The organism is Streptomyces sp. SCSIO 30461, from assembly GCF_037023745.1.
Classification (GTDB): Bacteria; Actinomycetota; Actinomycetes; order Streptomycetales; family Streptomycetaceae; genus Streptomyces.
Genome location: NZ_CP146101.1, coordinates 5278261 through 5303074, shown reverse-complemented (window position 1 = coordinate 5303074; position 24814 = coordinate 5278261). Strand labels below are relative to the sequence as shown.

The 24814-nt window shown below is 71.1% G+C and carries 19 protein-coding genes; 9 read left to right on the top strand and 10 right to left on the bottom strand.

What is annotated here, in order from left to right:
* Positions 1–41 precede the first annotated feature (41 nt).
* The 6 genes from V1460_RS23730 to hmgA all read right to left on the bottom strand — a co-directional run bounded on the left by V1460_RS23730 (position 42) and on the right by hmgA (position 10333).
* Positions 42–1346, bottom strand: a complete 1305-nt coding sequence (locus V1460_RS23730; RefSeq protein ID WP_338675633.1) for a M1 family metallopeptidase — start codon at positions 1344–1346, stop codon at positions 42–44.
* 39 nt (positions 1347–1385) lie between these two features.
* A complete protein-coding gene (locus V1460_RS23725) occupies positions 1386–5306 on the bottom strand; it encodes a Pls/PosA family non-ribosomal peptide synthetase (RefSeq protein WP_338678174.1) in 3921 nt (1306 codons plus the stop codon).
* Between the two features lie 253 nt (positions 5307–5559).
* Complete coding sequence (locus V1460_RS23720) at positions 5560–6753, bottom strand: CaiB/BaiF CoA-transferase family protein (RefSeq protein ID WP_338675632.1); 1194 nt, start codon at positions 6751–6753, stop codon at positions 5560–5562.
* Positions 6754–6811: 58 nt separating this feature from the next.
* Complete coding sequence (locus V1460_RS23715; protein ID WP_338678173.1) at positions 6812–7987, bottom strand: type ISP restriction/modification enzyme; 1176 nt, start codon at positions 7985–7987, stop codon at positions 6812–6814.
* An 8-nt stretch (positions 7988–7995) separates the two neighbouring features.
* Positions 7996–8745 carry a GntR family transcriptional regulator gene (locus V1460_RS23710; protein WP_338675631.1) on the bottom strand — a complete coding sequence of 250 codons (750 nt, stop codon included), beginning with the start codon at positions 8743–8745 and terminating at the stop codon, positions 7996–7998.
* A 238-nt stretch (positions 8746–8983) separates the two neighbouring features.
* A complete protein-coding gene (gene hmgA / locus V1460_RS23705; protein WP_338675630.1) occupies positions 8984–10333 on the bottom strand; it encodes a homogentisate 1,2-dioxygenase in 1350 nt (449 codons plus the stop codon).
* A gap of 223 nt (positions 10334–10556) precedes the next feature.
* Here hmgA and V1460_RS23700 point away from each other — a divergent pair, with 223 nt between their 5' ends.
* The 3 genes from V1460_RS23700 (at position 10557) to V1460_RS23690 (ending at position 13770) form a co-directional block, all read left to right on the top strand.
* Positions 10557–10967: a hypothetical protein gene (locus V1460_RS23700; RefSeq protein WP_338675629.1), complete on the top strand. Its 411-nt coding sequence runs from the start codon at positions 10557–10559 to the stop codon at positions 10965–10967.
* Between the two features lie 252 nt (positions 10968–11219).
* Positions 11220–12611 carry an aldehyde dehydrogenase family protein gene (locus V1460_RS23695; RefSeq protein ID WP_338675628.1) on the top strand — a complete coding sequence of 464 codons (1392 nt, stop codon included), beginning with the start codon at positions 11220–11222 and terminating at the stop codon, positions 12609–12611.
* 79 nt (positions 12612–12690) lie between these two features.
* Entirely contained in the window at positions 12691–13770 is a 1080-nt protein-coding gene (locus tag V1460_RS23690) for a zinc-binding dehydrogenase (RefSeq protein ID WP_338675627.1), read from the top strand.
* Positions 13771–13911: 141 nt separating this feature from the next.
* On the opposite strand, the gene V1460_RS23685 is transcribed toward V1460_RS23690, so the two are convergent.
* Entirely contained in the window at positions 13912–14616 is a 705-nt protein-coding gene (locus tag V1460_RS23685) for a TetR family transcriptional regulator (protein WP_338675626.1), read from the bottom strand.
* A 57-nt stretch (positions 14617–14673) separates the two neighbouring features.
* Here V1460_RS23685 and V1460_RS23680 point away from each other — a divergent pair, with 57 nt between their 5' ends.
* The 3 genes from V1460_RS23680 to V1460_RS23670 all read left to right on the top strand — a co-directional run bounded on the left by V1460_RS23680 (position 14674) and on the right by V1460_RS23670 (position 16938).
* On the top strand, positions 14674–15828 hold the full coding sequence (locus tag V1460_RS23680; RefSeq protein WP_338678172.1) for an acyl-CoA dehydrogenase family protein: 1155 nt from the start codon (positions 14674–14676) through the stop codon (positions 15826–15828).
* 100 nt (positions 15829–15928) lie between these two features.
* The gene (locus tag V1460_RS23675) at positions 15929–16216 is read left to right on the top strand and encodes a YiaA/YiaB family inner membrane protein (RefSeq protein ID WP_338675625.1); all 288 of its coding nucleotides are present in this window, start codon (positions 15929–15931) and stop codon (positions 16214–16216) included.
* An 80-nt stretch (positions 16217–16296) separates the two neighbouring features.
* Positions 16297–16938 carry a TetR/AcrR family transcriptional regulator gene (locus tag V1460_RS23670; protein ID WP_338675624.1) on the top strand — a complete coding sequence of 214 codons (642 nt, stop codon included), beginning with the start codon at positions 16297–16299 and terminating at the stop codon, positions 16936–16938.
* A 19-nt stretch (positions 16939–16957) separates the two neighbouring features.
* On the opposite strand, the gene V1460_RS23665 is transcribed toward V1460_RS23670, so the two are convergent.
* Together V1460_RS23665 and V1460_RS23655 are read right to left on the bottom strand one after the other, a co-directional pair.
* Positions 16958–17419, bottom strand: coding sequence for a MaoC family dehydratase (locus V1460_RS23665; protein WP_338675623.1), 462 nt, complete (start codon positions 17417–17419; stop codon positions 16958–16960).
* Positions 17420–17949: 530 nt separating this feature from the next.
* Complete coding sequence (locus V1460_RS23655; RefSeq protein ID WP_338675622.1) at positions 17950–18561, bottom strand: hypothetical protein; 612 nt, start codon at positions 18559–18561, stop codon at positions 17950–17952.
* A 245-nt stretch (positions 18562–18806) separates the two neighbouring features.
* Here V1460_RS23655 and V1460_RS23650 point away from each other — a divergent pair, with 245 nt between their 5' ends.
* Positions 18807–21626 (top strand): penicillin acylase family protein, encoded by a 2820-nt coding sequence (locus tag V1460_RS23650; RefSeq protein ID WP_338675621.1) that lies wholly within the window; start codon positions 18807–18809, stop codon positions 21624–21626.
* A gap of 126 nt (positions 21627–21752) precedes the next feature.
* Here V1460_RS23650 and V1460_RS23645 read toward each other — a convergent pair whose 3' ends face one another.
* Positions 21753–22982 (bottom strand): serine-threonine protein kinase, encoded by a 1230-nt coding sequence (locus V1460_RS23645; RefSeq protein WP_338675620.1) that lies wholly within the window; start codon positions 22980–22982, stop codon positions 21753–21755.
* Between the two features lie 260 nt (positions 22983–23242).
* Between V1460_RS23645 and V1460_RS23640 the strand changes: the two genes are divergently transcribed.
* Positions 23243–24010: an SDR family NAD(P)-dependent oxidoreductase gene (locus V1460_RS23640; protein ID WP_338678171.1), complete on the top strand. Its 768-nt coding sequence runs from the start codon at positions 23243–23245 to the stop codon at positions 24008–24010.
* A gap of 161 nt (positions 24011–24171) precedes the next feature.
* Positions 24172–24765, top strand: a complete 594-nt coding sequence (locus tag V1460_RS23635; protein WP_338675619.1) for a TetR/AcrR family transcriptional regulator — start codon at positions 24172–24174, stop codon at positions 24763–24765.
* Positions 24766–24814 lie beyond the last annotated feature (49 nt).

Sequence of the window (24814 nt, the reverse complement as noted above, 5' to 3'; positions counted from 1 at the left end):
CTTGCGGACAGGTCCCGTCGAGTCCCGGCCGGAGCATGCATTCAGAGCGGCAGCGCCGGGAGTTTGGCCTCGTACAGCCACCTCGCGAACAGCCGGTCGAGCGGTCGCGCCGAATGCCGCCGCGCCAGGGCGATGAAGGCCTCCGTCGTCACCACCCCGTGCCGATGGGCCCTCGTCCACTCCCTCAGCAGTCCGACGAAGGCCGCGTGTCCCATCTCGGTGCGCAGCGCGTGCAGGGTGAGAGCGCCCCGTTCATAGACCCGATCGTCGAACAGTCGCCGCAGCCCCGGATCGGCGATCCGGATGTCCTGCCGCATCATGGCCAACCGCGCCCGGGACCTGGCCGCCATGGCCGAGGTCGAGGGGCCGCCGGACAGCTCGGACCACAGCCACTCGGCGTACTTCGCGAAGCCCTCGTTCAGCCAGATGTGCCGCCAGTCTGCGACCGTCAGGCTGTTGCCGAACCACTGATGGGCCAGTTCGTGCGCGATCAGCCGCTCGCTGCCCCGGCGGCCGTCCACATGGTTGGCGCCGAAGACCGACAGGCCCTGGGCCTCCACGGGGACGTCCAGCTCCTCGTCCACCACCACGACCGCGTAGTCGTCGAAGGGGTACGGGCCGAACAGGTCCGTGAACACCAGCATCATCTCCGGCTGCCGCGCGAAGTCGTGCTCGAACCGGTCGAGCAGGGAGCCCGGCACCGCGGCCGGCTGCGGAATCTCACCCGCATGCGCCACCTCCACCAGCTCGTACGGCCCGATCTGGACGGTCGCCAGATAGCTCGCCATGGGCGCCGGCTGCTCGTACACCCAGGTCGTGGTGGAAGCGCTGATGCTGCGTGCGGTCAGTGCCCCGTTCGCCACCACTGCGCAGGGGGTCGGCGCGGTCACCGTGATCCGGTAGGCCGCCTTGTCGTCCGGGCGGTCGTTGCAGGGGAACCAGGAACGCGACCCGTTCGGCTGTGACGCCACCAGCGCGCCGTCCTCCAGGAGCTCCCAGCCCAGATCGCCCCAGTCCCGGGTGCGCACGGGACGGGGGACGCCCGTGTAACGCACCTCGACCGTGAAGGGCGCGCCCGCGCGTAGCGGTTTCACCGGCCGGATCCGCAGTTTGTCGCCACGATGCGTGTACTTGGCCGGCCGCGCGCCGTTCACCAGGACCTTGGTCAGCCGAAACTGCCCGAGATCGAGCACGATCTCGGGCAGTGCCCGCATGGTCCCCACAACGGCGTGGATCGTCGCCCGGCCGCTGAGTCGGCCGGTTTGCGGACGGTAGTCCAGCTCCAGGTCGTACTGCGTGGTCCGATGGCCGTCATCGCCGTGCTGCGGCAGATACGAATCCGTCACCGTCGTGCGTCCTTCGGTCGTGCCCCTATGCCGTACCGCTCACGCCTTCCACGCGGCGATCGGGTTGCCCAGCCATCGGGTGTCCGCGGGCACCCGCTCCCCGCGCATCACCAGCGACGCCGGACCGACCGCGGCGCGGTCGCCGATCACCGCGCCGGGCAGCGCGATCCCATGCGGACCGAGTGTCGCACCCGCACCGAGAACCACATTGTCCATCCGCATGATCCGGTCGTGGAAGAGATGGGTCTGCACGACACAGCCCCGGTTGACGCTGGCTCCCGGGCCGATCACGACGAGATCGGCCTCCGGCAGCCAGTAGGTCTCGCACCAGGCGCCCCGGCCGATACGCGCTCCGAGACCGCGCAGCCACAGGTTCATCAGCGGGGTGCCGGTGGTGGCACCCACCAGCCAGGGCACCGCCAGCACCTCGACGAACGTGTCGGCGAGCTCGTTGCGCCACACGAACGACGACCACAGCGGTTGCTCCACGACCCGGAACCTGCCCACCAGCAGCCATTTCGCGGCCAGCGCGACCAGCGCCGCGACCACCCCGGCGAGCAGCAGCACCACCCCGCCCAGCAGCACCGCGAGCACGGCGCCGAGATGCGCCGAGACCCAGGCGAAAGCGGCGATGGCGAGGACGGCCAGCGCCACCCCGCACATCAACGGAACCACCCGGCACAGCTCCACAGCGGCACGCGCCAGCCTCAACCGCAGCGGCGGGGAGAAGGTGCGGCTCTGGTCGCCCTCCTCGGCCGCCCGAGGCAGCCTCATCGGCGGCATGCCGAGCCAGGAGGAGCCGGCCTTGGCCCGCTCGGGGGCAGCCGAAAGCACACCCACCAGGCCCCGCTTGGGTACACGGCGGCCCGCAGCGGCCATCCCGGAGTTGCCGAGGAAGGCGCGCTTGCCGACCCGTGCCTCGGCGATACGCAGCCAGCCGCCGCCGAGCTCGTACGACGCGACCATGGTGTCGTCAGCCAGGAACGCCCCGTCGCCTACCGTGGTCATGGTCGGCAGGGCCAGCACGGTCGACGCCTCGACCCCGCGCCCGATCCGCATACCGAGGGCACGCAGCCATACGGGCGTGAACAGGCTGGCGTACAGCGGGAAGAGATGCACCCGCGCCATGTCCATCAGGCGCTCGGTCGCCCATGCCTGCCATGCGACGCGGCCGTGCACCGGATGGTGGCCCTCGCGCAGCCCGACCCCCAGCAGACGTACACCGGTCACGATCAGCACCGCGTACGCGGCCAGTGATACCAGCGTCGCCAGCGGTACCGCGGCCAGGGCCGCCGCCAGCGCGCCCCCGGGTTCCCCTGCGCCGTGCAGGAAGTCGCCGATCACCAGCAGGCCGGGCAGCGCCGCGACGGCGGGCAGCAATCCGATGAGGAGCGACGACACCGAGTAGACGACGGTCCAGCGGCGCCTGCGCACCGGGCGCCCGCCGGGTAGGCCGCGTCCCGCCCTGCCCTGCTTCGACGCCGGGGCACCGGCCCAGCGCTCGCCCCCGGGGACGGCTCCGGTCACCCCTGAGCCGGCCGCCACCTCCGCCCGCTTGCCGATCCGCGTACCGGGGAACAGCGTGCTGCGCGCGCCGACGACCGCACCCGCGCCGATCCGCAGCGTGCCGATGTGAAGCCGGTCGCCGTCCAGCCAATGACCCGACAGGTCCACCTCGGGTTCGACCGCACAGCCCTTGCCGAGCCGCAGCATCCCGGTCACGGGCGGCAGCGCGTGCAGATCGACGTCGTCCCCGACCCGGACGCCGAGCGCCCGCGCGTAGTACGTGAGCCAGGAACCCGCGAGCCCCGTCGCGCCGCTGAGCTCGGCGAGTCGCTCCGCCGTCCACAGCCGCAGATGCGTACGGCCGCCACGGGTATACGTGCCGGGCCGCAGACCGCGCAGGAGCAGTCGCGCCCCACCGGCCGCGATCACGATCCGCCCCGGTGGGCTGACCGCGAGCAGCCAGCCCACGGCCACCCACCACCAGGAGACCGCGGGAGCCCAGGGCGACCCGACGACGTTGTTCACGGCGGCGGCGACCACCGCCCAGCGCAGGCCGAGCACACCCATCAGCGGCAGCATCAGCAGGAGTTGCGCGATGCCCGTGCGCAGCGCCACCGGACGCACGGCACGGACTTTCGTCCCGCGCCGGGACGCGGCCTCCACAGTGCCGGCCAGGGCCCCCAGGGTCGGGTTCCGGTAGATGTCGCCGACCGAACCGGTGCCGTAACGCTCACGTATCCGCGACACCAGTCGGGCGGCGGCGAGGCTGCCCCCGCCGCTCGCGAAGAAGTCAGCCTCGGGGCCGCCCACCGGCGCCCCGAGCAACTCGCGCCACTGCGTGGCCAGCCATGCCTCGGTCTCGCTCCACCCGGCCGCGCCCGCGCCCCCGCTGTCCGGCAGCGGCCACGGCAGCGCGTCCCGGTCCACTTTTCCCGAGGTCCGAGTGGGCAGCTCGGCGACGACGGCGATCACGGGCACGAGCGCGGCGGGCAGCTCCTTGCGAAGGCGCGCCACGGCGTCAGCCGCGTCGAAGGCCGCTTCGGTGCCGGACGTCACTTCGGTGCCGTGCGTGGTCTCGGTGCCGTGCGGCACGACGTACCCCACCAGCAGCTGATGCCCGGCGGCCGTGCTGCGGACCGCCGCCGCCGCACCCGCCACGCCCGGCAGCGCCTGGAGGGCCGCGTCGACTTCGCCCAGCTCGATCCGGCGCCCACCCAGCTTGACCTGCTCGTCCGCCCGGCCGACGAAGACCAGCCCGTCGGGCTCGGCACGCACCAGATCGCCACTGCGGTAGGCGCGGGCCCAGCCCAGCGCGGGCAGCGGGGCGTACTTCTCCGCGTCCTTGCCGGTGTCCAGATACCGGGCGAGACCGACCCCGCCGATCACCAGCTCACCGGTCGCGCCCATCGGGGCGATCCCCCCGCGGTCGTCCACGACCGCGAGCTCCCAGCCGTCCAGCGGCAGCCCGATGCGCACCGGGCCCACACCGGTCAACGGGGCGGCGCAGGCGACGACGGTGCTCTCCGTCGGTCCGTAGGTGTTCCACACCTCACGCCCCGGTACGGCCATACGCTCCGCGAGCTCGGGCGGACAGGCCTCGCCGCCGAAGATCAGCAGCCGTACCTCGTCCAGCGCCTCCACCGGCCACAGCGCGGCGAGTGTGGGCACCGTCGAGACCACGGTGATGCGTTGCTCGACCAGCCAGGGGCCCAGATCGACGCCCGTCCGTACGAGGGAGCGCGGCGCGGGCACCAGACACGCACCGTGCCGCCAGGCCAGCCACATCTCCTCGCAGGAGGCGTCGAAGGCGACCGAAAGGCCGGCGAGCACCCGGTCGCCAGGGCCGAGCGGATCGGACAGCACGCCCGCGAGGAAGATCCGCGCCTCCGCGTCCACGAACGCCGCCGCGTTGCGATGGGTGACGGCGACCCCCTTGGGCTTCCCGGTGGAACCGGATGTGAAGATCACCCAGGCGTCGTCGTCCGGCCCTGGCCCGGGCTGCGTCCTCCCGCCCGGTCTCCCGCGCACAGTGATGCCGCGCCCGGCCCCGATCACGGCCGCGACCGCCGCCTCCGAGAACACCAGCTCGGCACGTTCGTCGGGGTCTTCCGCGTCCACGGGGACGTAGGCCGCGCTGCTCGCGAGCACCGACAGGACGGCCACATACAGATCGGCGGTCCCGGATGGCACGCGCACGCCCACCCGGTCACCGGCACCGATCCCCTGTGCGGCGAGCCGCAGGCGCAACTTCTCCACCTCCGCGATCAGCTCGCGGTACGTGAGGGTCTCGCTGCCGTCGTCCACAGCCGGTTCATCTGGGTACCGGCACGCGGTCCGCTCCAGGATGTCGAGCAGGGTCCGCTCCGCGGGGGCGGCACCCGCGACGAACAGCGCCGGTACGGGCGGCGCGCTCGCGTCTAGGAGCGGATCGAGCAGCGCCGGCGTACCCGGCACGACGGTCACGCGGCGCGCCGTTCGCCCACCTGCGTGACGCGGTTCTCTCTGCTGCGCATCGCTCACTCTCCGTCCGTGTGGTGTGGAGTGCGCCGCGAATCGTGATGCCTCCGCGCGCGTGGCAAACGAGGAGTTTATCGAGCGCTCACCCGGATGGCCTGCCGAACGGTGAGCCTCGCGTCCGCGGGGCGAGTGGTGAGGGGTGCGGCCCGGCGGTGTGGCACGCCCCGCTCGGCACGCCTGAGCGCCGGGCTCAGCTGACCACCCCGGAGCTCCGGAGGTCCGCGATCTCCGGAGCGCTCAGCCCCGCCTCCCGCAGTACCGCGTCCGTGTGCTCGCCGAGTGCGGGGATCGCGCCCATCCGGGGCGCAGGACCGCCCGGCAGGTTGATCGGGGGCAGGAGCGCGCGCAGCGGGCCCGTGGGGGAAGGGACCTCACACCAACGGGCGCGGGCTTCGAGCTGGGGGTGGCGGGCCAGGTCGGCGACCGTGTTGAGGCGGGCGCAGGCGATACCGGCCGCCTCCAGGCGGGCGACCGCGGTATCGGTGGCGAGGCACGCCAGCGCATCGCCCACCACCGCGTCGGTCTCGGCGCGGTGGGCGGTGCGGGCCGCGTTCGTGGCGAAGACGGGGTCCTCACCCAGCTCCGGGCGCTCCAGCACCCGTTCCGCGAGCCGTCGCCACTCGCGGTCGTTCTGCACGGACAGCAGCACTTGGCCGCCGTCCGCGGTGGCGTACGCGTCGTACGGGGCGATCACGGCGTGTGCGAGGCCGGTGCGCGCCGGTGGTGTGCCGCCATGCATGCCGTGGTGCAGGGGGTGCCCCATCCATTCGGCGAGTGAGTCCAGCATCGAGATCTCCACCGGCCCGCCGAGCCCCGTGGTGGCCCGTCGCAGCAGCGCGGCGAGCGCCCCCGAGAACGCGTACATCGCCGCCGCGACATCCGCCGCCGGGATGCCTGCCTTCACCGGCTGCTCGGGAGTCCCGGTCACGGACACCAGACCCGCCTCGCACTGCACCAGCATGTCGTACGCACGCCTGTGGGCGTGCGGGCCGTCCGCCCCGTACCCGGAGATGTCCACCGCCACGAGCCGCGGGAACTCCGCGCAGAGCGTCGCCGCGTCCAGCCCGAGCCGTGCCGCGGCGCCCCGCGCGAGGTTCTGTACGAACACATCGGCGCCGGCGACCAGTCGGCGCACCACGGCGATCCCGCGCGGGTCCTTGAGGTCGACGGCGAGTGACTCCTTGCCGCGGTTGCACCAGACGAAGTGCGAGGCGAGTCCCTGCGCCGCGGTGTCGTACGCGCGTGCGAAGTCGCCGCCGTCCGGTCGCTCGACCTTGATCACCCGGGCTCCGAGGTCCGCGAGCTGGCGGGTGGCGAACGGCGCCGCCACCGCCTGTTCGACGGCGACGACGGTGATTCCTTCGAGAGGCAGCGGCTGGCTCATGGCAGCCGTCCTACATCGCACCGGGCGCGTTTGTCATCCCGGCTCCGCCGAGGCCCGCTCAGATCAGCGCGACCTGCCCGGCGGGGCCCTCCTCGTGGTGGTCGAGCACCGACGCGGGCCTCCGTGCGGCCTCCGACGCGGGCGCGAGTTCCAGATCGACCGAGCCGGTCGCGGCGACAGCCCGGGACAGGGTGCGCCGCTCGCTCTCCAATCCGCCGAGCAGCGCCAGTACGGTGATGAGTTCGAGCAGCTCCGACGTCCATTCCTGAGGCCAGGCGCCGGGGCCGATCGCCGCGAGGGTGCCGGGTTCGGCCTCGGCGGTACGCCGTTCGAACCAGTGCTCCAGCACCCTGACTCCGGACACCGCGTAGTCCCACGCCTCGGCGGGCACGGGGGAGATCCGCCCCGTGCCGATCAGCAGGGCCTCCTCGTCCGCGTCGTACGCGATGGCCTCGGGGCGCGCCGGGAGTGATGCCCGTACATAGGGCCGACGGCCTCCGGGGAGCCGGGGCCGTTCGGTGCCGCGGGCGCCCCTGAGCTGGATCCGGACCAGCTGCCGCCCCACCCGGACGCCATCCGCCCACAGCTCGGGATCCGGTGAGAACGGCACCTCGTAACCACGGGCCGGCGAGGCGGATGGCTGTGCCGTCGCCACCGCCCAGGCGAGGACCTCCTCGGCGCCCACCGTCCGGGCATAGCGCGCGGACAGGGCAGGCAGCACCCCCATGGCGAGATTGGGCTCGGTCCCGCCGAGCCGACGGTACAGCGGGCGTATCCTGCCGGGCCGCCCGGCAGGGGAGCGGCCGTCGGGCAGGTCCGCGGACACCAGCAGCGCCGGATCGGTGACTCCGGGGACCCGCCCCGGCTCCTGGACGAAGAGCTGCCGCTCGTCGGCGACCCGCCACAGCTCCGGGCGGGCGATGTCGATGAGACGGTGGTCGGGAATGATCCACTGCCGGTCGAAGGGCCCGTGCACGATCCGGACCGGATCGGGGCAGGCTCCGCCTTCCCCGGCGAACCACGCGGTCCCGGCGGACTGCCCTGGCAGGGCGGCGACGGCGCTGTGCAGCGTCCGCGCCCGTGTCTCCCCGAAGAGGGTTCGCCGTCGCCCCTCGTCGGCGCTGACCAGCATGTCCCAGCGGGCCCGCAACGTTCCGGTGTCCGGGGCGATCACCCAGTCCCGGCCCAGCCTGAGCGGTCCGGTGGACCAGGGCATCAGATCGTCCAGCAGCATCGCGGTGGTCACTCCGCCTCGACGGTCACCGAGAACGAGAACCGGTCCCCCCGATACCGGATGCGCGCCACATCCACCACCCGCCCCTCGTCGTCGTAGGTCACCCCGGTGTAGTGCAGGATCGGCGACAGCAGCGGTACCTGGAGCAGCTCGGCGGTCTCCGGGTCGGCGAGCCTCGCCTCCACCGTGTCCGTGATCCGGCTGATCCTTACCCCGATGACGTCTCTCAGCACCTTCGTCATCGGCCATCGTTCGAGGTCCCCGACGTCGAGTACCGCCGCGATGTCCGGCCGCACCGCGTTCTCCGCCCAGTTCGTGGGCTCGCCGCTGTCCCCGTCCCGGCGGAGTCTGCGGTACGTCACGACCTCGTCCACGTCCGTGAAGAACTCGGCGAGGTCACCGGGCACGGCGGCGGTGCCGTGCCCGATGACCGTGGTCAGCTCGCCCGACTGCTGGGCCACGATCGCGTCGATCGAGCCCAGCAGCCGCCGTGGTGCGCCGCGCCGTGCTCCCGGTTCGATGAATGTGCCGCGCCTTCGGTGCCTGCTGATCAGCCCCTCGGCTTCCAGCTCCTTCAGCGCCTGCCGCATGGTCAGCACGCTCACCCCGTAGTGCTCGGCGAGCTGCTCCTCGGTGGGAAGACGCAGTGGGTCGTGCGGCCCGCGCCCCAGTATCGAGGCACGCAGCGACTGCGAGACCTGGTACCACAGCGGCAGTTTGCGGTTCAGGACGAGCGAGTCCGGGGCGAACGCGGTCACGGCATCTCCGTACGACGAGTACTACGACTACCAGGCCGTGGGGTGACGAACAGCGCCGTCCGCCCGGAGGCGGGGCCTGCGGCGTCCGGCGCGCGGGGCCTCCCCGGACCCTCCGGCCTGAGGTCTTCCGTTCGGATCCTGCCGGGCCCGATGGCTCCGACACCCTAGCGAGCGTGAGTGCCGGGGGCACCTCCCGGGCGGATCCCACGGGAGCCGGGCGGGACGCTTCCGGCAGGGACTACGGCCGGAAGTGGCGCTCGAGACCTTGCCATACGTCGTCGTATCCCTGCTGCAGGTGCCCGGCTCCCGCGGCCTGCTGGGTCGCGGTCACGGGCCACCGCGTCTCGAACATGAAAGCGAGACCGTCGTCGACCCTCTGGGGCTTCAGCTCGGCGGCGCTGGCCTTGTCGAAGGTCTCCCGGTCGGGTCCGTGCGCGGACATCATGTTGTGGAGCGAGCCGCCGCCCGGGACGAAGCCGCCCTCGCCCGCGGTCTTGGCGTCGTAGGCCCCCTCGATCAGGCCCATGTACTCACTCATCACATTGCGGTGGAAGTACGGCGGACGGAAGGTGTCCTCGCCGACCAGCCAGCGTGGTGCGAACACCACGAAGTCCACACTCGCGAGCCCAGGGGTGTCGGTCGGCGAGGTGAGCACGGTGAAGATCGACGGGTCCGGGTGGTCGTAGGAGATCGTGCCGATCACGTTGAAGCGGTGCAGGTCGTAGACGTACGGCAGGTGGTTGCCGTGCCAGGCCACCACATCGAGCGGGGAGTGGTCGTAGGTGGCGGCCCACAGGTTGCCGCAGAACTTGTTGACCACGTCCACGGGGCCCTCGACGTCCTCGTACGCGGCGACCGGGGCGCGGAAGTCCCGTGCGTTCGCCAGCCCGTTGGCGCCGATCGGTCCGAGGTCCGGGAGCTGGAAGGGGGCGCCGTAGTTCTCGCAGACATAGCCCCGCGCCGTGTCGTCGAGCAGCTCGACCCGGAAGCGTACGCCGCGCGGGATCAGCGCCATCTCCCCCGGATGGGCGGCGAGCAGGCCGAACTCGGTGCGCAGCAGCAGCCCGCCGTGTTCCGGCACGATCAGCAGCTCGCCGTCGGCGTCGCTGAATACGCGCCGCTCCATGGCGGCATTGGCGTGGTAGAGGTGCACGGCCATTCCGGTGCGCTGGGTGGCGTCGCCGTTGCCGCCGAGGGTCCAGAGGCCGGCCAACCAGTCGGTACCGGGTGCCGGCTCGGGCAGCGGGTTCCAGCGGAGCCGGTTGGGGTCCGGCACGGTCTCCGTGAAGGGCGCGGAGCGCAACGCGCCGTTGTCGACCCGGGTGAACGGCGGGTGGGCGGCGGACGGCCTGATCCGGTACAGCCAGGAGCGCCGGTTCTGGGCGCGCGGCTCGGTGAAGGCGGAGCCGCTGAGCTGCTCCGCGTAGAGGCCGAGCGGGGCCCGCTGCGGTGAGTTCCGGCCCAGCGGCAGGGCGCCCGGAGCGGCCTCGGAGCCGTGTTCGTTGCCGAAGCCCGACAGGTACACCAGGCCGTTGGCGGTCTTCCTGGCCTGCTCGGTGCTGTTGCCGCTCGTTCCGTTGCCGCTCATGCGCACTCCCGATGCGTCCGCTAAGGAATCCTATGCTTGGCAATAGGATTCCTTGCCGATGCGGTCCCGTCAACGGCATCGCCGTCCGGCTGTCATCGCCTGCCGGTGCGCCACCACGTTCGGTGGATCGTTCGCCCGTTCGTCTGGGCGCTGAACGCGGTATGGCGGCGTCGCGTACTAACCGGTGCGGTGACACGTCTGAGCGCGAACAACAGGAGTGGCAATGACTGATGGTGACGGGCCGATCATCCACGGACTCCCGGACGGTGGAGCCGAGTTGTCCGTCGTCCTGCGGCTGCGCTGGGACGATGTGGCCGCGCTCGGTCGGGAGGCCAGCCGACTCGCGGAGCAGCGGGGAGCGCCGGTGAGCCTGGACGAGGCGGCGAGTCATCGGCTGCGCACCTGGTCGGCGGTGGCCAAGAGCCCGGACGAGAAGGCCCACGCCGCGCAGGGCGCCCCGGCCGCCGCCCCGTCGGCTCCTACGGCGGCTGCGATCTCGGCGGCGCCCGCGGGCGACCGTTCACGGGTCCAGGTGGGTCCGATGAGCGAATCGGCGCGGGTCGCCTCGATCGCGCCGCCCGCCGCCCGCCAGGTGCAGACGGCTCCGGCCGGGGCCGGTCAACCGCCGGCCTGATCACGGGTCCCGCATCAGGGCTCCGACCCCCGTGCCGGTCTGGTGGTCCGGTACCCGTGCCGACTCCGTGACCGTGGCCCCGGAATCTCCCCACCCCGCTTACAGGAAGGAGCGGGGTGGGGTGGCGGATCGAAGGTGGTGAGGGAGAATCGCAGCACCCCGTGCGGTCGGCGCTGGTGCTGGAAAACTAACACCGCTAGTTTGGGTGTCGGATCGCCACCACCGGCGTGCCACGCCCAAAGGAGACAGCGGATGAAGGCCTACGACGGGATGTACATCGGCGGACACTGGCGGCCCGCCGTGGGTACCGGCACCATCGCGGTGGTGAACCCGGCGGACGAGCAGGTCATCGGCCATGTCCCGGCAGGTGGCGCCGAGGATGTGGACGCGGCGGTACGCGCCGCACGTGCCGCCTTCCCCGCCTGGGCCGCCACCCCGCCCGCCGAACGCGCGGCCCGTATCGGCGCGCTGCGCGACGTGCTCGCGGCCCGCATGGACGAGATCGCCGAAACCGTCACCGCCGAACTCGGCGCCCCCGCGCAGCTCGCCAGCACCGTCCACGCGGGCCTGCCGGTCCTGGTCGCCGGTTCGTACGCGGAGCTCGCCGCCTCGTACTCGTTCGAGGAGCAGATCGGCAATTCCACCGTGCTGCTGGAGCCGGTGGGTGTCGTCGGTGCCATCACGCCCTGGAACTACCCGCTGCACCAGATCGTGGCCAAGGTCGCCCCTGCGCTGGCGGCGGGCTGCACGATCGTGCTCAAGCCCGCTGAGGACACCCCGCTGACCGCCCGGCTGTTCGCCGAGGCCGTGCATGAGGCGGGGCTGCCCGCAGGGGTGTTCAACCTGGTCACGGGGCTCGGTCCGGTCGCGGGACAGGCGCTCGCCGAACATCCGGGGGTGGACCTGGTGTCCTTCACCGGCTCCACCGCCGTCGGCCGGCAGATCGGTGCGACCGCGGGCGCGGCCGTCAAGCGCGTGGCGCTTGAGCTCGGCGGAAAGTCCGCCAATGTGATCCTGCCGAGTGCCGATCTGGCCAAGGCCGTGAACGTCGGCATCGCCAACGTCATGTCCAACTCCGGCCAGACGTGCAGCGCCTGGACCCGCATGCTGGTCCACACCGATCAGTACGACGAGGCCGTGGAGCTGGCTGCTGAGGCGGTCGCCAAGTACGTACCCGGTGAGCGCGTCGGCCCGCTCGTCAACGCCGAGCAGCAGCGACGGGTGCGCGGCTACATCGAGCAGGGCGTCGCCGAAGGGGCCCGGCTGGTCGCCGGCGGCCCGGAAGCCCCGCACCCGACCGGATACTTCGTCGCCCCGACCGTCTTCGCCGACGTCACGCCCGAGATGACGATCGCGCAGGAGGAGATCTTCGGCCCGGTGGTCTCGATCCTGCGCTACGAGGACGAGGACGACGCGCTGCGGATCGCCAACGGCACCGTGTACGGTCTCGCGGGCGCGGTGTGGGGGGAGAGGAGCGAGGCCGTCGCCTTCGCCCGGCGGATGGACACCGGACAGGTCGACATCAACGGCGGGCGCTTCAACCCGCTGGCGCCGTTCGGCGGATACAAGCAGTCCGGCATCGGCCGTGAACTCGGCCCGCACGGCCTCGCCGAGTACCTGCACACCAAGTCCCTGCAGTTCTGACCGGCTCCCATAGTTCTGACCGGCTCCCATCGGTTCCACCGGTCGTGTTCCCTTCCGAAACCACCGAGGAGTGCTCAGCATGGTCCGCGCCGCCGTCCTGCCCGCCATCGGCTCCCCCCTGGAGATCACCGGGATCGAGCTCCCCGAGCCCGGCCCCGGCCAGGTGAGGGTCCGTATCGCCGCCGCTGGGGTCTGCCATTCCGATCTGTCCCTGTCCAACGGCACCATGCGGCTGCCGGTGCCCGCGGTGCTCGGCCATGAGGGAGCCGGCACCGTCGTGTCCGTCGGAGAGAGCGTCACCCATGTGGCGCCCGGTGACGGGGTCGTCCTCAACTGGGCGCCGTCCTGCGGGAAGTGCCACCACTGCTCGATCGGCGAGGTCTGGCTCTGCTCGGACGCACTCAGCGGCACGGGCAGGGTGCACGCCGTGGCCGAGGACGGCACCGAACTCCACCCCGGCCTCAACGTCGCGGCGTTCGCTGAGGAGACCGTCGTCGCTGCGAACTGCGTCCTGCCCCTCCCGGGCGGAGTGCCGCTCACCGAGGCCGCGCTGCTCGGGTGCGCGGCGCTCACCGGCTACGGAGCCGTGCACCACAGCGCCAGGGTCCGCGAGGGCGAGTCGGTGGTCGTGTTCGGAGTCGGCGGCGTCGGCCTGGCGACCCTCCAGTCCGCCCGGATCGCGGGCGCTTCCGCCATCATCGCGGTGGACGTGTCCCCCGCGAAGGAGGAACTGGCCCGCCGTGCCGGTGCCACCGAGTACGTGGTCGCCTCCGACGCCACCGCGCGTGAGATCCGCAAGCTGACCGCCGGTCAGGGCGCCGACGTGGCCATCGAGTGCGTGGGGCGGCCGGAGACGATCCGTACCGCGTGGGATTCGACAAGGCGCGGCGGCCGCACGACCGTCGTCGGCATCGGCGGCAGGGACCAGCAGGTCACCTTCAACGCCCTGGAGATCTTCCACTGGGGCAGGACCCTCTCGGGCTGCGTCTACGGCAACTCCGACCCGGCGCGTGATCTCCCGGTGCTGGCGGAGCACATCCGCGCGGGCCGGCTCGATCTGAGCGCGCTGGTAAGCGAGCGGATCGGGCTGGACGGCATCCCGGCCGCGTTCGACAACATGATCGCGGGGCAGGGCGCCAGGGCGCTGGTCGTCTTCTGAGCAAGCCTGTGGCGCGGGCGCGGCAGCCGTGCCGGCCCGCGCTCGCGCCCGTATTCGTCAGGTGGCCGAGGGCGTCGGCGTGCCGCCCGGTGCCGGGGGAGTCGGCGAGCCCTCCGGCACCGGGGGCCGGAGCGGCTGCGATCAGCTGCCCGTCGAGTCCTGTGCGCCGCCCGACCGCCGCGCCCCGGATGCCTCCGTCGCGCTCCGCTCGTTCGGCAGCGCGAACTGCACGGACAGCCCGTCCAGCAGTGCCCTCAGCCCCGTCGCGAACGCCCCGTCGTCCACCTGCTGCTGCCGATCGGCGAGCAGATGGGCCTGGCCGAGGTGAGGGTAGTCGGCCGGGTCGTAGGCCGTCTTGTCGTCGACGAAACCGCGGGCGAAGGACCCCAGTGCCGAACCGGTGATGAAGTACCGCATCAGCGCACCGATATGGGTGGCTTGGGACGGCGGCCAGCCGCATCGCACCATCGCCCCGAAGACGGTGTCGGCGACCTTCAGTCCGGCGGGTCTGCGTCCGGGGCCGCGCGCCAGGACCGGGACGATATTGGGGTGCTCGGTGAGGGCCGCGCGGTAGGAGAGGGCCCAGTCGTGCAGGGCGGTGCGCCAGTCGCGTTCGTCCGAGGCGTCGAACATCGACAGGTCCACCTTGGCGCTGACGGCGTCGGCGACCGCGTCCAGGATCTCGTCCTTGTTGCGGAAGTGGTTGTAGAGCGAAGGGCCGCTCACCCCGAGCTCGGCGGCGAGCCGGCGGGTGGAGACGGCGTCCAGCCCTTCCGCGTCCACCAGTGCGCCCGCCGCCGCGACGATGCGTTCTCTGCTGAGCAGGGGCTTGCGCGGTCGGGCCATGCGGCACATAGTAGGCCTGCCACGCAGAAACTAGCAGTGTTAGTTAAAGGAGAGTGCCTGGTGGATCTGAAGCTCGGCGAGGAGCACGAGGCCGTCCGGGAACTTGCCCGAGACTTCGTCGGGCGTGAGGTCACGCCCCGTGCCGCCGAGTGGGACCGGGACGAAGACGTCGATCGGACTATCGTGGGAAAGCTCGGTGCCGTCGGCTTCCTGGGGCTCACGATCGACGAGCGCTACGGCGGTTCGGGCGGTGACCACCTCGCGTACTGCCTGGTCACCGAGGAACTCGGTCGTGGCGACTCGTCGGTGCGCGGTATCGTCTCCGTCTCCCTGGGGCTGGTCACCAAGACCATCGCGGCCTGGGGGAGCGAGGAGCAGAAGCAGTCCTGGCTGCCACGGCTGACCTCGGGGGGCGCCCTTGGCTGCTTCGGGCTCACTGAGCCCGGCACCGGGTCCGACGCCGGCAGCCTCGCCACTCGTGCCGTACCGGACGGCGGCGACTACGTCATCAACGGTTCGAAGATGTTCATCACCAACGGCACCTGGGCCGAAGTCGTGCTGCTCTTCGCCCGCACCAACGACAGCCCGGGGCACCTGGGCGTATCGGCGTTCCTTCTGCCCGCGGAGACGCCGGGGCTGACCCGCCGCGCCATCCACGGCAAACTCGGACTGCGCGGCCAGGCAACCGCCGAACTGGTGCTCCAGGATGTCCGTGTTCCCGCCTCGGCGATGCTCGGCCCGGAGGGGAAGGGCTTCTCGGTCGCCATGTCCGCGCTGGCCAAGGGGCGGATGTCGGTGGCTGCCGGCTGCGTCGGTATCGCCCAGGCGGCACTGGACGCCGCCGTCGGCTATGCGGGTCAGCGCGAGCAGTTCGGCAAGCCGATCGCCTCGTACCAGCTGGTGCAGGAGCTGATCAGTGACATCGCGGTCGACGTGGACGCGGCACGCCTGCTGACCTGGCGGGTGGCCGATCTCATCGACCGGGGCGAGGATTTCGCCACGGCCGCGTCCAAGGCGAAACTGTTCGCCTCCGAAGCCGCCGTGCGTGCCGCGAACAATGCGCTCCAGGTGTTCGGCGGCTACGGCTATGTCGATGAGTACCCGGTGGGCAAACTGCTGCGCGACGCCCGGGTGATGACCCTGTACGAGGGCACCAGTCAGATACAGAAGCTGATCATCGGCCGCGCCCTGACCGGAGTCTCCGCGTTCTGAGCGACTGGGCGCAAGGCCGGTCGGACGCGTCCAGGTCCGAGTCGTTCGCCTGAGTACGCGTACGGATGTGGTGCCCGTCATGCTCGCCGATGCTGGGTTCATGAGCGACGCGCAGATCAAGCAGCAGAACACGACGGCCTACTACGCGCAGGCCGCGATCTCCTTCGGTATCGCCCTCGGCGCGGTCACCCTCGGCATCGTCAACCTGGATGCCGACGCCTGGGTGCGGGCCTTCCTCGGCATCGCCGTGCTCTACCTGACGACATCGTCCTTCACTCTGGCCAAGGTCGTCCGTGACAAGCAGGAGGCCGGGCAGATCGTCAGCCGGGTGGACCAAGCCCGGCTGGAGAAGCTGCTGGCAGAACACGACCCGTTCCAGAAGCTGTGAGCGCGTTCTAAGCGCTTGCTCAGGTTCGGGGTATGGTGTTCGTCCGGCCAGGAGGCGGAGACGAAGGGGCGGAGCGAGCGATGAGTGCGGCGGAGGAAGTGTCCGGCGTCGATGACATGGCGTGGGGCGAGGTCACCCCCGAGGCGGCCAGGCGGCTACTGGTCGCCGCCGTCGACGCCTTCGCCGAGCGCGGTTACCACGCCACCACGACACGCGATATCGCCGGCCGGGCCGGGATGAGTCCGGCCGCGCTCTACATCCACTACAAGACCAAGGAAGAGCTGCTCCACCGGATCAGCCGGATCGGTCATGATCGAGCGCTGGAGCTCCTGACGGAGGCGGCCGACCGCGAGGGCACGGCCGCCGAGCGGCTCGCCGACGCTGTGCGCTGCTTCGTCCGCTGGCACGCCGAGCGGCACACTACTGCACGGGTCGTGCAGTACGAGCTCGACGCGCTCAGTGAGGAGCACCGCGCCGAGATCGTGGCGCTGCGGCGCAAGTCGGACGCGGTGGTCCAGCGCATTGTCAATGAAGGCGTCGCGGCAGGGGAGTTCGACGTTTCGGACGTCCCCGGGACGACCCTCGCGGTGCTGTCCTTGTGCATCGACGTGGCCAGGTGGTTCAGTGCCCAGGGCCGCCGCACTCCCGACGAGGTCGGCGCGCTCTACGCCGACCTCGCGCTGCGCATGGTCGGTGCCGCCGCACGGAACCGACTCCTGTGAGCGGGAGCGGAGCGGCGGCTCAGAAGAAGTAGCGGGAGACCGACTCGGCCACGCAGACCGGCTTGTCGCCGCCTTCGCGCTCCACGGTGACGACCGCTGTCACCTGTACGCCGCCGCCCGCCTCTTCGACGCTCTTGATCACCGCCGTGGCGCGCAGCCGGGAGCCGACCGGCACGGGGGCGGGGAAGCGCACCTTGTTGGTGCCGTAGTTGATGCCCATCTTCATGCCCTCGACCCGCATCACCTGGGGGACCAGCGCGGGCAGCAGCGACAAGGTGAGATACCCGTGCGCGATGGTCCGGCCGAACGGGCCGGAGGCCGCGCGCTCGGGGTCCACATGGATCCACTGGTGATCGCCCGTGGCGTCGGCGAAGAGGTCGATCCGCTTCTGGTCGACCTCCAGCCAGTCGCTGTGGCCGAGCTGCTCGCCCACTCCGGCGATCAGCTCATCTGGGGATGTGAAGATCCTGGGCTCGGCCATGTCTTCTTCCTTGCCTCTCATCCGGGGGACGCACGTCTAAGCGACTGCTTAGCATGGTGGGCGGGCGGGGCGTCTGTCAACGGAACCCCGGCCGGATGTGCCACTGTGCGAGGTGGCCCGCACCCCCGTGCCGGGCCACCTCGCACCAGGCGGGTCTACTCGTATTCGGTGCCGCCCTTGCGGGTCGGATACGCCGGGCTCACGGCCTGCTCCGGGATGTGGACGGCGATGTCACCGCTGCGTTAGGCGCCCTTGGTGACGACGGCCCGATACAGGCCCACTTGGGTCAGTTCGCGTGCGTCGGCGTTCGGGTGCTCATGGACGGTCGATACCTCGGCGGTGACATGCGGCGTCGACATCTGACGGCCCCCTGGACGTGGTTCGGATACAACGTCACTTTCGCTGCGGGGAATTGCGGTTGTCCACCGGATTTCGTCTCCGCTACGGTCACGCGGGTACGGGTACGGGCACACTCAGGCGGGCACGGGCCCGGCGTCGCGCTGCCGGTGCCCGTGCCCGCAGGGTGAGTGTCAGGCCACCGACGCCAGCGCCCTGCCGCGCATCCGCTTGGCGCTCCTCAGCGCCTCGTGTGTCAGCACCGGCTGGGGCACCACCACTCCGCAGCCCGTGCACACCGGACCGAAGCCCGGATCGTGTTCCAGATCCTGCCGCCAGACGATGCGCCGGTCCGCGCACACCGGGCAGACCGCACTCGGGCTCGATCCGAGCGCCCGGATCAGTCGGCACAGCACCACATCCAGCGGGTCCGAAGGGTGCACCTCCGGGTCGTCGCACCGGGCGATCCCGTTGCCGCCCCAGGTGCGCCGGTGCCAGTCGTCGATCGATCCAGGGCGCCGCAGCCCGTCGTGCTTCTCGCGTTTGCGCCGTGCGGCGAACCGCTCCTCGTAGGCGAGCCACACGGCCCTCGCCTGCTCCAACTCGTCGAGCGCGGCCACCAGCCGCCCCGGATCGGGAGCCCGGTCCTCGGGCTCGATACCGTGCCTGCTGCACAGATGATTCCAGGTCGCCCGGTGCCCGTACGGAGCAAATCGCTCCAGGCACTTCCGCAGTGAATAGCGCCTCAGGGCGAGATCACCCCGTGGGTCGCGGACCTGTCTGGCAAGACTCCGGAAACCAGCCATCGCACTGCCACCTCCGTCGCTCGTACTCCATGGCTCGTACTTCCGCGTTGAGGAATGGACGTACGACTACCCAATCCGGCTCCATCGAACATCCGTCCCGGGATACGGGGCCGGATCCAGCCGAGTGGGCGTCACGGCCGGCGTCGGACGGCGTACAGGCAAGACAAAAAGTGACGGCCACTCATCTTACCGATGAGTCATATGGCCAGTAGCCTGCGCCGCACCCGCTTCATCGAGGAGCAACCATGCGACGTATCACCGGATCCCCCACCGGACGACTGAGAACCGCCTGCGCAGCCCTCGCACTCGGCACCGCACTCCTGGCACCGCTGCCCCAGGCCACTGCGGCCGAGGACCCCGTTGTCGACCACTGCCTCGCACAGGGCCGGAGTCAGTGCGTGGACATCCTGCCACCGGGGCAGAACGGCAACGCCACCCTCACCGACATCCTGCTCCACCGGCTGCTGGGTACCCGCCCCGGCCACAGCTCCGACCAACTCGCCCGGTACGACGCGTTGGCGGGCGGATACGGCGGGCTCACCGACGCCAAGCTGACCGACTTCTTCAACGACGCCTCCTTCGGAGTACCGTGGAGCCAGGTGGAATCCGTCGCCACCCCGCGCCCGGACGTCACGATCACCCGGGACAAGAAGACCGGGGTCCCGCACATCAAGGGCACCACCCGGTACGGCACCGAGTTCGGCGCCGGGTACGCCGCCGCCCAGGACCGGCTCTGGATGATGGACCTCTTCCGGCACATCGGACGGGGCAACCTCACACCCTTCGCCGGCGGTGCCCTCGCCAACCAGGGCCTTGAGCAGCAGTTCTGGCCCGGAGCTCCGTACACCGAGGCCGACTACCAGGCCCAGATCGACCGTATCCGCACCACCGAAGGCCCCCGGGGCGAACAGGCGATGGCCGACGCGCAGGCCTATGTCGACGGCATCAACGCCTATCGCACCCAGTCCAAGAACGGCCGCTACTTCCCCGGCGAGTACGTACTCACCGGCCATATCGACGCGATCACCAACGCCGGTGAGATCGCGCCCTTCAGCCTCACCGACCTGATCGCCATCGCCTCCGTGGTCGGCGGGCAGTTCGGCGGTGGCGGAGGCGGCGAGGTCCAGGCCGCACTCTCGCTGCTCGCCGCCCAGCAGAAGTACGGCGTGGCCGATGGCACCCGGGTCTGGGAGGCGTTCCGCCAGCGCAACGACCCGGAGGCCGTGCTCACCGTCCACGACGGCTCGTCCTTTCCCTACGCGCAGAAGCCGGAGGACCCGCGCGGCACCGCCCTGCCCGACCCGGGCTCGGTGCGTGCCGAACCGCTGGTGTACGACAGCACCGGCTCGGCCGGCACCAACGCCAAGACCCCGGTGCGCAACCCCGGAGCCCTGGCGCCCGCCCAGGGCATCTTCGACCAGGGTGTGCTGCCGACCGGGTCGCTGGACCCCAGGCGCGGCATGTCCAACGCGCTGCTGGTCTCGGGAGCCCACACCGCGAGCGGCCGCCCCATCGCCGTCTTCGGCCCGCAGACCGGCTACTTCGCCCCGCAACTGCTGATGCTGCAGGAGATCCAGGGACCGGGGATCTCCGCCCGCGGTGTCTCCTTCGCGGGCGTCGGCATGTACGTGCAGATGGGGCGAGGCCAGGACTACGCCTGGTCCGCCACCTCCGCGGGGCAGGACATCACCGACACCTACGCCATCGAACTGTGCGCTCCGGGGGGCGGCACACCGGGCCTGTACGCCGACCACTACCTCTACCGCGGCGGCTGCATCCCGATGGAGAAGCTGGAGCGCCGCAACGCCTGGAAGCCCACCGTCGCGGACGGCACCGCGGCGGGCTCCTACCGGCTCCAGGTGTGGCGCACCAAGTACGGCACCGTCACCCATCGCGCCACGATCGGCGGCAAGCCGGTGGCCTACACCTCGCTGCGCAGCACCTATGGGCATGAGGCCGACTCGATCATCGGCTTCCAGATGCTCAACGATCCGTCGTTCGTGACGGACGCCGCCTCCTTCCAGCAGGCCGCGCACCAGATCGACTACGCCTTCAACTGGTTCTACGCCGACTCCCGCACCGCCGCCTACTACAACAGCGGTATGAACCCGGTGCGCGCCGCCGGTGTCGACCCGGCGCTGCCGGTGAAGGCCGAGTCCGCCTATGAGTGGCGAGGCTTCGACCCGGTCGCGGGCACCGCCGACTACACCCCCTTCGCCGAACACCCCCGATCCATCGGCCAGGACTACTACATCTCCTGGAACAACCGGCAGGCCGACGACTACAACACCGCGGGCTTCGGTATGGGCGCCGTCCACCGGGGCGACCTGCTGGACGATCGGGTCGCCGCGCTGGTCCGGGGCGGCGGAGTGACCCGGGCCTCGCTCACCCGGGCCATGGCCGAAGCAGGCGTCACCGACCTGCGTGGAGAGCAACTGCTGCCCGAACTGCTCCGGGTCGTCCGAAGCTCGCCTGTCACCGACGCCCAACTCGACACGGCGATCCGCCAACTGGAGACTTGGCGGGCGGCGGGCGCACAGCGCAAGGAGACCACGCCGGGCTCGCATGTCTACGGCCACGCCGACGCTGTGCGGATCATGGATGCCTGGTGGCCACTGCTGGTCGGCGCCGAGTTCAGACCGGGGCTCGGGGGCGACCTCTACCAGGCCCTGGCGGCGAACCTGCCCATCGACGAGTCGCCCGCAGCCTCCCATGGCCCCACAGGCGGGCACAGCGGATCGGCTTTCCAGTCGGGGTGGTGGGGCTTCGTGGACAAGGACCTGCGGCAGGTCCTCGGCGACCCGGTCGCCGGCCCGCTGCCCGCGACCTACTGCGGCGGAGGTCGACTCGCCACCTGCCGTGAGGTGCTGCTCGGCACACTGAAGCAGGCGGTGGCGAAGCCCGCCACCGAGGTCTACCCAGGTGACATCAACTGCCGGGCGGGCGACCAGTGGTGCTCCGACACGGTGATGCACCGCGCCTTGGGCGGGATCACCCACCCGGCGATCAGCTGGCAGAACCGTCCGACCTACCAGTTGGTCGCAGAGTTCCCCTCGCACCGCTGACCGCCGCACCATCACGCGGGAAACGGATCGGGTGCCCGGCGCCGCCCCAGCGCCCGATCCGGTACCGCGGTGTCCAGTGCCGACCCGGCGGCGCCTTGCTCGGCGCCCGGCTCGGCAGCGCTGTGCTCAACGCCCGATCCGGCCCGCTCTCAGCACCACCCGCGCCAGCTCCGGATGCAGGATGTCGCTGTGAGCGCCGGACGGCGGCCCGCCGCTGCGCACCACCGCCGCCGTGTCCACACTGACGCAGCCCGAGCCAGGCAGCCCCTCCCGTAACGCCGTCTCCAGTGTCAGCCGGCGGGCCCCCGCGACCGCCTGTATGCCGTTGTGGCCGACCGCCCACCAGCGCTTGTCCAGACCGACGATCGTCGAGGAGTCCCTCGCCATCCTCGATGCCAGGGGGTACAGCACCCCGAGTGCCGAGTCATGGTGTGAATAGCAGGCGACCACTGGTCCGTCCACCCGCCTCTCCATGGAGCGCAGCACCCCGCCGCTGCCGCGTGCGTGGGGTAGCGAGGGCGCGAACGCATAGTGCGAGAAGGCGCCTTGGAGCAGAGTCACCGACTTCACCGCGCTTATGCCGTCAGGCAGACCGCGCAGAGCGAAGGCGACGAGCCGCGCTCCCATGCTGTGTCCGGTGAGATGGACGCGGATCCCGGGAGATGAGTGGGCCAGATGGGCGATCACCGGCCCGAGCCCACGCTCGCCGACCGTCCCCGCCCGTCGCTTCATCGTGTAGTAGGCGGCCTGGCGCAGAACTTCACGCCCGCCCTTCCACAGCCTCCTGAGCCCCGAGCCGAGGGCCAGTGGCGGCTCCGTCCCGTCCAGGGCGTCGGTGAACAGTCGGCACACCTCGACCGGATCCTCATGGAGGAAGGCGGGTATGTCATCGCCGCCCGGACCTGACAGATCGCCTGCGCGGGCTTCGGCCGAAGTGGCGTCGCAGGTGTCGACGAGCTCTCGCACCAGGAACCCGAATTCCTCGAAGGCCCCCCGGTCGTCGGGCTCGTCCGCGAGCAGCACGGACAGTCGTGACAGGGTGCGCTCCTGCCCGGGAAAGAGTCCGGCGAGCGTGCCGAAATCCGGGATCGGCTCGTCGGTGAACATCATCGAGGGCCAGACGACGCCCACATAGCCGACGGTGGCCCCGCTCGCCACGAATCGCGGGAAGGGTTCGAAGAAGCGCTCGTAGAAGCGCCTTGCCACGGAAGGGGAGTTGTTCCAGCCGTGCGCGAACAGCACCAGGTCCGTGACGTCCAGTGCCGCCAGAGCGTCCCGCTGGGCGCGGTGGACATCCCCCTGCGCGTCGAAGGTGAGCTCCCGGTACGGTTCGGCACCCATCTCGTTCACCACCATGTCCCTCCTCCCGTGCCCCGGACGTCATGCCAGGGGACGTACACCGCGCATCGGGTGTGCGGAAAGCATCCCGCGCGGCGGGACGGACGACCAGAGCTTGGCGTACACACGCCGGCGGAACCCTTTCGGCAGCCGTTCCGAAGGCCTTTCATGGGACATACCGACTGGTTAGTCTGTAGCTGGATGAGTGGTCGGGCCGCTGATCCGCCGAGTCGCCGAGTCGCAACCGAGAGGCAGTTCCCATGAGCCAGGCAGCCCCCATGAGTGCGGTGCAGGGCACGAACGTGGTGGTCACCGGAGCCGGCGGCGGCATCGGCGCGGCGCTCGCCCGCAGGTTCGTCGCCGAAGGCGCGCGGGTCGCCGTCAACGACATCGACCCCGTCAGGACCGCGGCCATCGCCGAGGAGACGGGTGCCATCGCCGTCCCCGGCGACGCCTCCGCCATCGTGGAGCAGGCGCGCGAGGTGCTCGGCGGCACCGTCGACATCTACTGCGCCAACGCCGGGCTCCCGGGTGCGGGAGACGCCCTCGCCGACGAAACGGCTTGGGCTGCCGCTTGGGATGTCAACGTCATGGCGCATGTGCGGGCTGCGAGCGCCCTGCTGCCCGACTGGCTGGAGCGCGGCAGCGGCCGCTTCGTCTCCACGGTCTCCGCCGCCGGGCTGCTGAGCATGATCGGCGCGGCTCCGTACAGCGTCACCAAGCACGGCGCACTCGCGTTCGCCGAGTGGCTGTCTCTGACCTACCGGCACCGCGGCCTGAAGGTGCACGCCATCTGCCCCCAGGGCGTGCGCACGGACATGCTCACTCAGGCCGGAGTCGCCGGTGAGCTGGTCCTCGCGCCCGGCGCCATCGAGCCGGAGGACGTCGCCGGAGCCCTCATGGACGGCATCGAGGCCGATCGCTTTCTGATACTGCCGCACCCCGAGGTCGCCGGGTACTACCGGGGCAGGGCCACCGACACCGACCGTTGGCTGGACAACATGAACCACATTCAGCAGAAGTGGGAAAGCATGAGCGGTGCGTGAGCGGCGGCGCAGGCGGAGTGGCGGCGCCTCACGGGCGACACCCCACCGCGCGGAGCTCCCGACGACCACTAGTGGGAAGATCTTCGGGTGGGAGTCGCAGTCCCGGTCGCGGAACGGCGGCGGCACGGAAGCGGAAGACGAATGGAAGGCGGGTGGCGGCAATGGCCAGGACGACGGACGGGAACGGCACCCCCGTCCCCCAGCGGCTGCTGGCCACGGCCACCCGACTCTTCGCCGAGCAGGGCTACGACCGCACGTCCGTTCAGGAGATCGTGGAGTCGGCCGGAGTCACCAAGGGCGCCCTCTACCACTACTTCGGCTCCAAGGAGGACCTCCTCCAGGAGGTCTACGCCCGGGTGCTGCGCCTCCAGCAGGAACGGCTCGACGCCTTCGCCGAGGCCGACGCGCCGATCGAGCAGCGCCTGCGGGCCGCCGCCGCCGATGTCGTCGTGACCACGATCGAGAACCTCGACGACGCGTCGATCTTCTTCCGTTCCATGCACCACCTCAGCCCGGAGAAGAACAAGCAGGTCCGCTCCGAGCGCCGGCACTACCACGAGCGCTTCCGGGCGCTGATCGAGGAGGGGCAGCGCAGCGGGGTGTTCTCCGACGCGACCCCGGCCGACCTGGTCGTGGACTACCACTTCGGCTCGGTCCACCACCTGTCCACCTGGTATCGACCCGACGGGCCGCTCAGCCCGCAGCAGGTCGCCGACCACCTCGCCGATCTGCTGCTGCGGGCTCTGCGTCCGTAGGGCGCTGGACCGGGACTGCGCCGTCAACCGCCACTCCCGCGCTCGACCG

What these genes read in the sequence shown, in the direction of transcription:
- V1460_RS23720 (WP_338675632.1), bottom strand. Translation starts at nt 6,753, where the DNA reads ATGAGCCAGCCGCTGCCTCTCGAAGGAATCACCGTCGTCGCCGTCGAA.
- V1460_RS23715 (WP_338678173.1), bottom strand. Translation starts at nt 7,987, where the DNA reads ATGCTGCTGGACGATCTGATGCCCTGGTCCACCGGACCGCTCAGGCTG.
- hmgA (WP_338675630.1), bottom strand. Translation starts at nt 10,333, where the DNA reads ATGAGCGGCAACGGAACGAGCGGCAACAGCACCGAGCAGGCCAGGAAG.
- V1460_RS23700 (WP_338675629.1), top strand. Translation starts at nt 10,557, where the DNA reads ATGACTGATGGTGACGGGCCGATCATCCACGGACTCCCGGACGGTGGA.
- V1460_RS23695 (WP_338675628.1), top strand. Translation starts at nt 11,220, where the DNA reads ATGAAGGCCTACGACGGGATGTACATCGGCGGACACTGGCGGCCCGCC.
- V1460_RS23690 (WP_338675627.1), top strand. Translation starts at nt 12,691, where the DNA reads ATGGTCCGCGCCGCCGTCCTGCCCGCCATCGGCTCCCCCCTGGAGATC.
- V1460_RS23685 (WP_338675626.1), bottom strand. Translation starts at nt 14,616, where the DNA reads ATGGCCCGACCGCGCAAGCCCCTGCTCAGCAGAGAACGCATCGTCGCG.
- V1460_RS23675 (WP_338675625.1), top strand. Translation starts at nt 15,929, where the DNA reads ATGAGCGACGCGCAGATCAAGCAGCAGAACACGACGGCCTACTACGCG.
- V1460_RS23670 (WP_338675624.1), top strand. Translation starts at nt 16,297, where the DNA reads ATGAGTGCGGCGGAGGAAGTGTCCGGCGTCGATGACATGGCGTGGGGC.
- V1460_RS23665 (WP_338675623.1), bottom strand. Translation starts at nt 17,419, where the DNA reads ATGGCCGAGCCCAGGATCTTCACATCCCCAGATGAGCTGATCGCCGGA.
- V1460_RS23655 (WP_338675622.1), bottom strand. Translation starts at nt 18,561, where the DNA reads ATGGCTGGTTTCCGGAGTCTTGCCAGACAGGTCCGCGACCCACGGGGT.
- V1460_RS23650 (WP_338675621.1), top strand. Translation starts at nt 18,807, where the DNA reads ATGCGACGTATCACCGGATCCCCCACCGGACGACTGAGAACCGCCTGC.
- V1460_RS23645 (WP_338675620.1), bottom strand. Translation starts at nt 22,982, where the DNA reads ATGGTGGTGAACGAGATGGGTGCCGAACCGTACCGGGAGCTCACCTTC.
- V1460_RS23640 (WP_338678171.1), top strand. Translation starts at nt 23,243, where the DNA reads ATGAGTGCGGTGCAGGGCACGAACGTGGTGGTCACCGGAGCCGGCGGC.
- V1460_RS23635 (WP_338675619.1), top strand. Translation starts at nt 24,172, where the DNA reads ATGGCCAGGACGACGGACGGGAACGGCACCCCCGTCCCCCAGCGGCTG.